The organism is Synechococcus sp. H60.1 (assembly GCF_047462335.1).
In the GTDB taxonomy this organism is placed as follows: domain Bacteria; phylum Cyanobacteriota; class Cyanobacteriia; order Thermostichales; family Thermostichaceae; genus Thermostichus.
This window is the reverse complement of sequence record NZ_JANSJA010000124.1, coordinates 1-10,811: the sequence shown is the minus strand read 5'-3', so window position 1 is coordinate 10,811 and position 10,811 is coordinate 1. Positions and strand designations below refer to the sequence as shown.

The 10,811-nt window shown below is 60.0% G+C and carries 9 protein-coding genes and 1 pseudogene; 5 read left to right on the top strand and 5 right to left on the bottom strand.

The genetic code is table 11. The annotated features are described in order from the left end of the window. A pseudogene (locus NW852_RS06755) lies at positions 1-421 on the top strand (hypothetical protein); the annotation flags it as partial. Positions 422-465: 44 nt separating this feature from the next. Here NW852_RS06755 and NW852_RS06750 read toward each other — a convergent pair. The 3 genes from NW852_RS06750 to NW852_RS06740 form a co-directional block, all read right to left on the bottom strand. Continuing rightward, on the bottom strand, positions 466-1,065 hold the full coding sequence (locus NW852_RS06750; RefSeq protein WP_414365685.1) for a superoxide dismutase: 600 nt from the start codon (positions 1,063-1,065) through the stop codon (positions 466-468). Positions 1,066-1,221: 156 nt separating this feature from the next. Beyond that, positions 1,222-1,602: a hypothetical protein gene (locus NW852_RS06745; RefSeq protein ID WP_414371596.1), complete on the bottom strand. Its 381-nt coding sequence runs from the start codon at positions 1,600-1,602 to the stop codon at positions 1,222-1,224. Next, a complete protein-coding gene (locus NW852_RS06740; protein ID WP_414398704.1) occupies positions 1,599-3,587 on the bottom strand; it encodes a transglycosylase domain-containing protein in 1,989 nt (662 codons plus the stop codon). Before NW852_RS06740 ends, NW852_RS06745 begins: the two co-directional genes overlap by 4 nt. Positions 3,588-4,264: 677 nt before the next feature. Between NW852_RS06740 and csaB the strand changes: the two genes are divergently transcribed. The 3 genes from csaB (at position 4,265) to NW852_RS06725 (ending at position 7,074) form a co-directional block, all read left to right on the top strand. After that, positions 4,265-5,425 (top strand): polysaccharide pyruvyl transferase CsaB, encoded by a 1,161-nt coding sequence (csaB, locus tag NW852_RS06735; protein WP_414398702.1) that lies wholly within the window; start codon positions 4,265-4,267, stop codon positions 5,423-5,425. Between the two features lie 170 nt (positions 5,426-5,595). Next, positions 5,596-6,180 carry a type II CAAX prenyl endopeptidase Rce1 family protein gene (locus NW852_RS06730; RefSeq protein ID WP_414371592.1) on the top strand — a complete coding sequence of 195 codons (585 nt, stop codon included), beginning with the start codon at positions 5,596-5,598 and terminating at the stop codon, positions 6,178-6,180. A 69-nt stretch (positions 6,181-6,249) separates the two neighbouring features. Further along, the gene (locus tag NW852_RS06725) at positions 6,250-7,074 is read left to right on the top strand and encodes an alpha/beta hydrolase (protein ID WP_414371590.1); all 825 of its coding nucleotides are present in this window, start codon (positions 6,250-6,252) and stop codon (positions 7,072-7,074) included. A 76-nt stretch (positions 7,075-7,150) separates the two neighbouring features. On the opposite strand, the gene NW852_RS06720 is transcribed toward NW852_RS06725, so the two are convergent. Then, positions 7,151-8,209: a hypothetical protein gene (locus NW852_RS06720; RefSeq protein ID WP_414365681.1), complete on the bottom strand. Its 1,059-nt coding sequence runs from the start codon at positions 8,207-8,209 to the stop codon at positions 7,151-7,153. Positions 8,210-8,491: 282 nt separating this feature from the next. On the opposite strand from NW852_RS06720, the gene NW852_RS06715 reads away from it, so the two are divergent. Beyond that, complete coding sequence (locus tag NW852_RS06715; RefSeq protein WP_414365679.1) at positions 8,492-9,142, top strand: peroxiredoxin; 651 nt, start codon at positions 8,492-8,494, stop codon at positions 9,140-9,142. Positions 9,143-10,029: 887 nt separating this feature from the next. On the opposite strand, the gene scpB is transcribed toward NW852_RS06715, so the two are convergent. Further along, entirely contained in the window at positions 10,030-10,587 is a 558-nt protein-coding gene (gene scpB, locus NW852_RS06710; RefSeq protein ID WP_414365678.1) for an SMC-Scp complex subunit ScpB, read from the bottom strand. Positions 10,588-10,811: the final 224 nt, after the last annotated feature.

Here is a 10,811-nt window from a genome sequence, read left to right as displayed (position 1 = left end):
TGCTGTTCCTTTGCCCTCTGACACCGATGAGCGGGAGGCCGGCCCAGATCCACTGCTGGACTGGCTGCTGCGGGATGGTGAGCCAGTGTTTGAAGATGATCCTGATCCGGTTCGGGAGAACCCTCAACCCGAACCCACGCCCACATCGCCACCCACCCCTGCGCCTCCGCCCGTTGCAGCGCCGGCCCCCCCGCCCACTCCCATTCTCAGCACCCCCCTGCCGCCCCAGCCGGTCAATCGCCCCCTCTTTCCCCCATCAACCGGGCCGCTCCTCCTGCTGCTGCCTTTCCCACCCCTGCCCAAAACCCTACGCCCAGCTTCCTACAACGCCTGCGCGAAGAGCGGGAACGCTTGGGGAAGGACTAAGCCGAAAAAAAGGGGATCCCTGAGGATCCCCTGGCAAAGAGCTGGGCAAGGCTAGTCCTCGATGGGATCCCCCGTCAGAGGATCCCAGAAGAGGGGCAGTCAGGCGGCTGCCAGCCGGGCATTGGCGGCATCCCAGTTGACCAGGTGTTCCAGGTAGGCGCTGATGAAGTCGGGCCGTCGGTTTTGGTAGTCCAGGTAGTAGGCGTGCTCCCACACATCCAGGGTGAGCAAGGGCACTTGGCCGTGCACCAGCGGGTTTTCGGCGTTGGGGGTTTTGGTGACCTTGAGAGTGCCGTTGTCCAGCACCAGCCAAGCCCAGCCGCTGCCAAACTGGGTGGCCGCCGCCGTTTTGAAGGCCTCGACAAACTTGTCGTAGCCGCCCAGATCAGCGTTGATCTTGTCGGCGATGGGCCCTGTCGGCGTGCCGCCCCCACCCGGCTTCATGGATTCCCAGAAGAAGGTGTGGTTCCAGACTTGGGCAGCATTGTTGAAGATGCCCACTTTGTCGGGATCCCCAAACGTGGTCTTGATAATTTCTTCCAGGGACTTATTGGCCAGATCGGTGCCTTCAATCAGCTTGTTCAGGTTGGCCACGTAGGCGGCGTGGTGCTTGCCGTGGTGGTAGGAGAAGGTTTCCGCCGACATATAGGGCTGGAGGGCGTCGGCAGGGTAGGGCAGAGCTGGGAGTTCAAAAGCCATAGTCGTCTGTCCTCTGTGTCTTGTGCAAGGAATGCAAGAAAGAACGCGGCCAAGGCTAAGGATAAACCAGACAAAGGCGTTACCTTTCTTTGCAGTCTTAGTGTAACTCAGAACGATTACGCTTTGGGATCCCCTGGGCCCTTCGATGACCGGGGGCTAACGGGATCCCTGCTGCAGCAGCTCGATCAGCAGGGGAGCGACATCCCGCAGCAGCGGGATCAAAACCGCTGTGATGGCGGCAATGGTAACTACATTGCGGGTGAAGTTGAGGGTGTCGCGGCTGAGCTGGAAAAACCGCTCGTCCCAGCGTTTGACCTCGGCTTCCAGACGTTCTTCTGCCTTAGCGACGCGCTCCTCAGCGTTGGCGATGCGTTCCTCAGCTCTGGCGATGCGCTCTTCGGCCTTGGCAATGCGCTCTTCGGTGCCGGCAATGGTCTGCAGCAGCTCTTGGTTTTGCCGGGCCAGTTGGGCGATGGCCTGGGCATTGGCCTCGATGGTGCGCTCAATGCGCGCCAGCCGCTCCTCGCTATTGCTCATGGCCGGGGAGGGGAAAATTGCTGAGGGCTAGGGAAGTCTTGGGGTGGGATCCCTTGCAGGGCCTCGGTCATGAAGCGCTTCCAGGTGGGGGCGACAAAGGCGCCCCCTGCCGTGCCAGGCAGCATGGGGGAGTTATTGTCGTTGCCAATCCAAATGGCGGTGGACAGTTGCGGCACATAGCCGATAAACCAGGCATCGCGAAAGTCGGAGGTGGTGCCGGTTTTGCCTGCTACCGGTCGCCCATCGTCCAGACGGGCTGCCGTCCCGGTGCCTTGGGTCACTACCCCCTTGAGGATTTGGTTGAGGGCAGCCACTGCCCAGGGATCCAAAACCCGCTCTGGCTTCGGCCGGGCCTCGAAGAGGATTTGGCCGTTGCGATCCACCACCTGGGCCAAGAGAGTTGGCTCCACCCGGTAGCCGCCATTGGCAAACACCGCATAGCTGGCGGCCATTTCCAAGGGGCTGATGCTGGCCGAGCCCAGAGCTGTGGCCAGGTTGGGGAACATCTCGGCACTAATGCCCGTGGCCTGGGCCGCTGCAATGACGTTGCGGATCCCAACCTCATCCGCCAGCTTGACGGTGGGCACGTTGCGGGAGAGCTCCAAGGCGCGGGCAAAGGTGAGAGGGCCGTAAAAGGTGTTGTCGTAGTTTTTCGGGCTGTAGGGGGGTGAGCCGGGATAGGTGACCGGGGTGTCTTCCAGGATGCTGTTGGGCCCGTAGCGGCCGGTAGCCAGGGCCGCGTAGTACACGTAGGGCTTAAAGGTGGATCCCGTTTGGCGAAAGGCTTGGGTGGCGCGATTAAATTGGCCCCGCTGGGCGTTGATGCCGCCCACAAGGGCCTTGACATAGCCGGTACGGGGATCCACTGCCGCCAGGGCCATCTGGTCGGCTCGGCGAGCGGCTGCAATGCGGGGCCCATCTTCGTTGACAATGCGCTCTGCCAGGCGTTGCAGCCGCAGGTCGATGGTGGCCTGCACCCGCAGCCCCCCCTGGAGAATTGCCTGCTCGCCATAGCGACGCCGCAGCTCGGCTTCGATGACGTCGGTGACCGCCGGGGCATTGCTCTGGAAGGAGGTGATGCGGCCCAGGGTCAATTCTTGCTCGCGGGCTGCCTGGGCTTCTTCCGGGGTAATCCACTTCAGCTCCACCAGGCGATCCAGCACTAGCCGCTGTCGTCGCTTGGCTCCCTCCAGGTTACGGAAGGGGCTGAGGGTTTCTGGAGCCGGCAGGATCCCGGCCAACATCGCCGCTTCCGCCAAGTTCAGTTCTGCCGCATCTTTGTTGAAGTAGCTGCGGGCCGCCGCCTGGATGCCGTAGAGGTTGTGCCCCCAGTACACCTGGTTGAGGTACATCTCCAGGATTTCGTCTTTGGTGAAGACCTGCTCCAGCCGCACCGCCAGCACAATCTCGGCCACCTTGCGGCTGAGGGTGCGCTCCGGCCTCAAAAACAAGTTCTTCACCAGTTGCATCGTCAGGGTGGAGCCGCCCCCGGCAGAGCCCAAGCCCCCCTCAACACTGCCCAGAAGGGCCCGGCCCAAGCTGACGGGGTTGATGCCGGGGTGGGTGTAGAAGTGGCTATCTTCAATGGCCAGCAGGGCCTTTTTCATCTCCGGCGAGACCTCTTCCAGTGAGATCACCTCCCGGTTGGCTTCCCCGTGCAGGCTGGCAATTGGCTCGCCGCGAATATCGACAATGTGAGTAGTGGCCACCGGCACGTAGTCCCGCAGTTGGTGTACATCCGGCAGGTTGCGAAAGCTGATGGCCAACCCCATCAAGCCGGCAGCCGTCGCTGTAGAGCCCAAGAGCAGCGACCCCAGCAACAGATTGCCCACCGTGGCAGCAGCCTGAGTCATCCAGGAGGGGCGGGTGGGTGGGTCAGCGCTGGCATATTCGTCATACCCCAAGCGGGGAAAGGGGCGGCTGTAAGGATGCCGCGAAGCCGAATGCCTAGCCCAGCGGGCCAATGGTCTGCGACCGTAGGTCACGTCAAAAACCCCGTCACGTCGGCGTTGCGGAGCAACCAAAAATCTTACTCATTATAGAGCGGTGCTTCTCGGCCTGGCAGGGAGATCCCTCCCACCTCTAGGTGAGCCAAATCCGGGTGAGCGTGGGGGGTTTCCGAGTGCTTTGCCTGCTGGCTGCTGGGATCCCCAGTTCCCCACCAGCCTGGATCTCGACAGGCTGTTTCGCATGTCAGACTGCTACCTGCACCTCTATCGCCGCTATCTCGCCCAAGGAGGGCAGCAAGATTGTCATCGACTTGCGAAAAACTCAGTTAGAACTGCTTACCAGACTTTATCTGCAAAGGGGATCCCTGTCCCACCGCCTTGAGATCTTGCGCCTGCGAGAACACGAAACTGCGGCAAGGAGAGGAAGTATCTGGAGTGTTTCCACATTCCTTCGCGCAAGCCGGCCATAGGCCTTGGAGTTGGGGTTACGGCGTCCCCTGCGATAGAAACCTCATGCTCTGGGCAGCTTGGCAAGCGGGAGCAATCCCATAAGCTGAGAAAGACCCCTTAGCACAGTGCTGCGCGGAAGCAAGCTCTAGCCGTGGGCAGAACATCAAGGAAGACCTGTCCGAGACCATCGGCTGCAAGGGAGATGTCTGCGCCAGCAGCGCTCTGGATCCCGGAAGAAAGCTGTAGGCTGGACTAGGTTCTCGATGCAACGGGCCGAGTTCGACCGAACCTTGACTTCTACCGATTGGGGATCCCGGCGCAACTTGCCTGAGCAAATCGGCTCCAGGCAGGGGCCACAGGTTTTGATCTGCGGCTACTATGGCTACGGCAATGCCGGCGACGAGGCGTTGTTGCTGGCTCTACTGCAGCTGCTGCGGCAGTTGCCCAACCCTGTACAGCCGGTGGTGCTCTCTCCTCGCCCTGCGGAAACGGCTGCCACCTATGGGGTGCTGGCCTGTCCGCGCTTTGACGGCTGGGCTTTGCGGCGCTATCTGGGGCAGTCTCAAGCTTTCATCTGGGGTGGGGGCAGCCTGCTGCAGGATCGCACCAGTTGGCGCAGCCCGCTTTACTACCTGGGTCTAATGCTCTGGGCCCAGCGGCGGGGGCTGAAGACCTTGGCGTGGGCGCAAGGGATCGGGCCTTTGCAGCGGGGCTGGATCCGCGAGCTGGCCCGCCGGTCTCTAGCAGGTTGTACGGCCATCAGTGTGCGCGACGCCGTTGCCTCCCAATGGCTGCGAGACTGGGGGATCCCCCATCAGGTGGCCCCAGATCCGGTTTGGGGCCTGCCCGCCAAAACCCTGCCGGAGTGGGAAAGATGGCCTCAGCCCCGCATTGCCGTGGTCTTGCGGCAGCATCCCGAGCTCACTCCAGCGCGACTTGAGACTTTGGCGGAAGGCTTGAGGCGCCTCCAGGTCTCGACGGGGGCCTATCTCCTTTTGCTGCCCTTCCAACTGGCTCCTCCTGGCTCCCTTGACCTTGGCCCAGACTACCGCCTAGCGCAACAGCTGCAACAGCGCCTGCCCGGCCCCAGCCAGGTGTTGGAGATTCGGGATCCCTGTCTTTTAAAGGGGGTCTTCCGGGGGGTGAGATTGGCAATCGTTATGCGCTACCACGGCTTGGTGATGGCGGCGGCTGAGGGTTGCGCCTGCTTTGGCCTCAGCTACGATCCCAAGGTAAAAACGCTACTCGGGGAATTGGGCATGCCCGGCTGGGATCTCGAGGCGATCCCAGAGGATCCCGAAGCTTTGCACCGGGCTTGGCTGGCTTGCTATGCCGACGGGCCGGCCCTCAGCCCTGACCAAGTGGCTGTTTGGGTGGAGCGATCGGCCCAGCACGCCCAGTTGCTGAGGCAGCACTTGCCTTAAAGGAGAGGGGGGATCCCAAGCTCCTACCCCCTTGACCGAGACAAGGGCGGCGCAAACCCCGCTCTCTAGGGCTGGGGAGAGCATCAACTGAGAGTCTTCCCCGCTGCCAGTGTGGATTCGGGCAGCCGTTCTTGTCGGAATTCGCCCTACGCTGGGAATAGGCTCCTCCCATGAGTGCCAAGATGCAACCCTGTACCCGCCAACAGATCCTGATCGGGATGGGCCTGACCAGCCTGATCCTGGCCCTCATCGCCGGCCTCTGGATCTGGCTGGGATCCCTCCGCGTGCCCTTCCGTTGGGATCCGCTGGCCGTCGCCTGGGGAGCGGCGCTGGGGCTGGGGGTGGCGCTGCTGAGCGGCGGGGCTTACTGGCTTTGGCCGGCCTATCGCCGGGCGGCTTCCGCCTACTTACACCTGGTGGCGGATCCCTTGCAATGGGGAGACGTCTTCTGGGTGGGGGTGCTACCGGGGTGGAGCGAGGAGTGGCTGTTTCGCGGCGTGCTGATGACAGCCCTGGTGACCAGCCCCTTGGGGTGGACGGGCGGGATCCTCCTGAGCGGGCTCTTGTTTGGGGTTTTACACTGGCTAGAGTGGCAGGGTTGGCCCTATGCCGTTTGGGCCAGTGCCGTAGGTATTCTCCTGGGGATGGGCGTGTGGCTGTCGGGAAACCTGTTGGTAACCATCGTCGCTCATACTTTGGTTAACTGGATTGGAGTTTGCCTTTGGAAAGGTTCTGCCCTGCTAGCCAAATCCTAAGGCGCCCAACGTCGCTGCCCAATCCCTCTCTCCTAGAGGGAGAGGGGCCGGGGGTGAGGGGAAGGAGCAATGAGTAAGCCCTTTCTGGGACTGCGGCTGGGGCCATCCTTGCTGCTCATCAGCCTGGGGGTGTACGGCTACCTGCTCTGGCTGGGCTGGTTTCAATCGGAGCGGCTGATCTTTTTGCCCCGCCCCGCCAGCTACCAGGATGGGGAGGCCATTCTCAAACTCACCACCGCCGATGGCCTGCAGATTTCAGCGGTCTACCTGCCCAATCCCGCAGCCACCTATACCCTCCTCTACAGCCACGGCAACGCCGAGGATCTAGGAGATATCCTGCCGCGCCTGAGGAAGCTGCAGCAGGGGGGGTTTAGCGTCTTGGCCTACGACTACCGCGGCTACGGCACCAGCGAAGGGATCCCTTCCGAGGCCGGTGCCTACAAAGACATTGAAGCGGCCTACGCTTACCTACGAGATCAGGGGATCCCGCCGGGGCGGATTCTGCTTTATGGACGCTCGGTGGGAGGCGGGCCCTCAGTTTACCTAGCAGCCCAAAAGCCAGTGGGGGGCTTGATCCTGGAATCCACCTTTGTAACCGCTTTTCGCGTCCTGACCCGCATCCCGCTGCTGCCTTTTGATCGCTTCGACAACCTCAGCCGCATTGCCCAGATCAATTGCCCGCTGCTGATTTTGCACGGCACTCAGGATCGCTTGATCCCCTTCTGGCATGCCGAAGCCCTTTACCAAGCAGCACGGGATCCCAAGCGTTTGGTGCCCATCGAGGGAGCCGATCACAACAACTTGCTCCAGGTGGCCGGGGAACGCTACCTGCCCATTCTGCACCAATTTGTGACCGAGCTGGTGGAGCCCACCCCTTTCCTGGACACTCCGTAGATCCCAGCAGGTTTGAAGAGCGATAGCCCAACAGCCTGTCCTGCTCTAAAGATAGAGTGGACAAGCGTGAGGATTTTCAAGTGACTTTTTGACCCATCAATTCTTGCAACAGCTTCTGCGCCGTTCCCATATAGCGCAGTACGTCGGGATGATGGCTCCAGATCGGGTCGCTCTCGGGGAAAACCTCCAGCGAGAACATGCCCTGCACGGCTCGCAGATAAGGCAGGAGGAAAGTGTAGCTAGCCGGGCTGAGACGAGAGTGCAAAGCCTCATCCAACAGCTCCAGCATCTGCCGCACCAGTTTCCACTCCACCTTCAGAGGGGGGTACAGCATCACGCAAAGGGGAAACAGCTCCTGCTGCACAGCCACCACGCTGCCTTCCAAGGCACAGAGGCCCAGGTACACCTGGAACATCTCCACATCGCGGATGCTGGAAATCCGCACCTCCAGATCTGTCAAGGGGCCGCTTTCGCAGCGATAGTCCGGGAAACGCTGAGCTACTTCGGCACAGATAAATTCCGCCACACTGGTTACGATGGGCAGCAGTTCCTGAACAGCCAGCAAAGAGGCGGAAGAAGCGTTGTCGCTGGCGTGAACAGCGGCACCCTCGTACATCCTCTGCAGGGGCATGTAGAGGTGGTCGTCCATGACCTTCAAGTAGGGGTGGAAGAGGCTGCGCTCCTGAGGGGATAGAGCTTGCAAGACCATCTGCCCCGTGTAGTGGAATTGCATGCTTAAAAAGCCCAGCACCCGCGGATCCCGTTCGCTGTAGCGGGCCCGCAGGCTGCCACAGAACGGTGCAATCTTTACCGAAAAGCGCACTGGCGAGAGGCCCTCCCCACAACTTTCCGCTGCCTTTTCAAATAACTCGCGGGAGTCCTCGGCAATTTGCCAGGGATCGATCAAGTCCGGATCCAGCCGCTGCCTCGGGATTTCGGCAGCCAAGAGCCGCTCCGTTTTTGCCCAGGCCTGGGAGCTGGCAAAGCGCAGGGATCCCTTCACTTTGTCGGCTAATTGGGTACCCGGCAGCTCGCCCAAGGCCGCCTGTGCCCGCAGCTTGTCTACATATTTTTGGGCCCACAGGGTGGCCAGGCTGTAAGGTGTAACTGCTTCTAGGCTTTCCATCGATCCCATGACCTCAGCAGAGGAGCTAGATTCTGTTGTCTACAATACCCCTAGCACGCCGCCGTTGCAGCCTGTAAGGAAACTACAGAATGTTAAGACTGCCCACAACAATTGTTCACATTAGGAAAGGGCTTCTCACCTTGCGGGCAAGTTGGCGATGATCTTAAAATCTCCTAAAATCCGCTCGGAAAAGTGGAGTTTTTGTGGCAAAATAGACAGCAGACGGATCGAGCGCAAGGATCCGGATCCTGACCTCACCGGACTGAACCCTTTACTGAGGAGAAAGAGTGTATGTCTCTCCGACTTGGCGATACGGCTCCCAATTTTACGCAAAAGTCCACCCACGGCGAAATCGACTTCTATTCCTGGGCCGGGGATAGCTGGGTAGTGTTGTTTTCGCACCCCGCTGACTACACGCCGGTCTGCACCACCGAGCTGGGTACTGTTGCCAAGCTGATGCCTGAGTTCGAGAAGCGAGGGGTGAAGGTGCTGGCCCTCAGCGTGGACGATGTGGACTCCCACGTCGGCTGGGTGAAAGACATCGAGGAAACTCAGAATGCCCGGGTGACTTATCCCATCTTGGCAGACGTTGATCGCAAGGTCTCCCAGCTCTACGGCATGCTGGATCAGACCAACCTCAATCAAGAAGGACTGCCTTTGACGGTGCGCTCAGTGTTCGTTATTGATCCCAACAAGAAAATCCGCCTTATCCTCACCTATCCAGCCAGCACGGGGCGCAACTTCGACGAGCTGCTGCGGGCAATCGATGCTCTGCAGTTGACGGATAAGTACAACGTTGTCACTCCCGCCGACTGGAAAGATGGCGATGATGTCATCATTCCACCTTCGCTGCAAGATCCGGAAGTGCTCAAAGAAAAGTTCCCGAAAGGCTACAAGGAGCTCAAGCCCTACTTGCGAGTCACCCCTCAGCCCAACAAGTAAGAGTCCCAGCAACCTAGCTGATGTTGGCTCAGGAGAAGGGCTCCCTTCTCCGCTGAAGCCGTGACTCCTTGATCTGGATCCCCGGTGAGGGGATCCTTAACTTTGTGGTCATTTCAAACCCGCTTAAGACAGTTAGTGCTCCGCACCGCTGACGCAAGCGCACAAAACCACGCTACGGACACACCAGCGCCCGGGCCTGTTTCACCACCCAGTCTCTACGCTGCCTCGGAAACCTGGGGTTTTCCACTACAGTACCGTCGGTTGCTTCGTAGAAGCATGTCAGCCCCAACTCAATACCGACAACCTTACCCGTAGGTGGAAGTTCTTCCTGCGGGTCAACGTCGATGCAAAACTGAGCGTCGTAGCCATCGGCTCTCCGCACTACCCTGATTTGCTTAATCCGCGAAATGCCGTAAAACCATGGGTCAGAAGCTTCCAGCCGCAGAAAGGTTCCAGCCTTAAAACTGTTGGGGAAGGTGAGATGCTTCCCGTCTTGTGAGAGTTCCCACCCTGTCGTCTTGTATTCGACCGAGCGGCAGTGCTTCTGGAACTTGGGAAAGCCCTTCTTCCCTGGTTTCTTGGCTTGGCAGTTGTCATAGAAACGCTGGATGGCCGACTAAGCCCGCTCTGCGCTAGCTTGCCTTGCCATTGCGTTGAGCTGAGCTGCTCACTCATATTCTTTGGCCAGCACAGCAGAGAGTTTAGAGAGGTCGTACCGGCCAGCTCCTTGGTTATCCATTCAGTAGCGCAGGCATTTGTTGCGAATAAACTGAGGGGTCTAAACTACCACGAACAAAGATGCAAGTGTAGAGAACGCCTTGGCCGGTTTTGTTTTCTAGAGGATTGGTAAACTCGCCGGTATAGACTGGACTTGTTTGCCGCGCCTTTCATCTCGACGCTGACCTTGCAGCTAGAGCGCAAGCTTTCCCGTCTTGCAAGGTAAAGTAGCGATGGAACTTATCCGTCACCCGCAACCAGGGGGAGCGGCTGCCTTCTTTGCGATAGCGGGTCACAAAGCCCTTTTCCACCAGCTCTGCCACATGTTGGTAAGCACCCTGACCGCGTAACTCCACCAAGTCAGCTTGCGAGAGGGGGCCACGTAGAACGATAGTCGCCAAGGTACGGGTGGCGCCCACCCCGATTTCAGGGGGCAAGAGCTGGTTGGCCAGCTCCAAAAAAGGCTCGCGCAACCGTAGAGCAAACCCCTCCTCCACCTGCAGCACCTCTAGGGCGGAGTCGCGGTGGGCGTAGTCTTCCATCAGCTCCAACAGCGCATCGTAGGCCTCGTCGCGGCTGCACTGGGCCAACTGGGCCAGTGTCGATAGGGCCAACGGCTGCCCCTTCAAGTAGAGGATTGCCTCGATCTGATTTTTTAGGGCTAGGAGACGCCCCCCCTCCATCTCTGAACCGGGGTTCAAAACCGACTTGGAACGACGCGAGGGCATAGCGCCAAGGGATCCGCTAACCTGTCCCGTAGCATAGCAGCAGTTGCAAACTGAGGGATCCCTTTACGAGCTTTCTGAGCCAAAGCGAGAGCCACTATGGTGACGTACTCCCGCCCTCAAGCTGACGCATCGAGTGCGGGTTTCATGGCTTACACCACGCTGCGCGAACAGGGACTCCTGTTATGGCACAGGACGTTTCCTGAGCTTTAGCGCTCCGCGCCGCT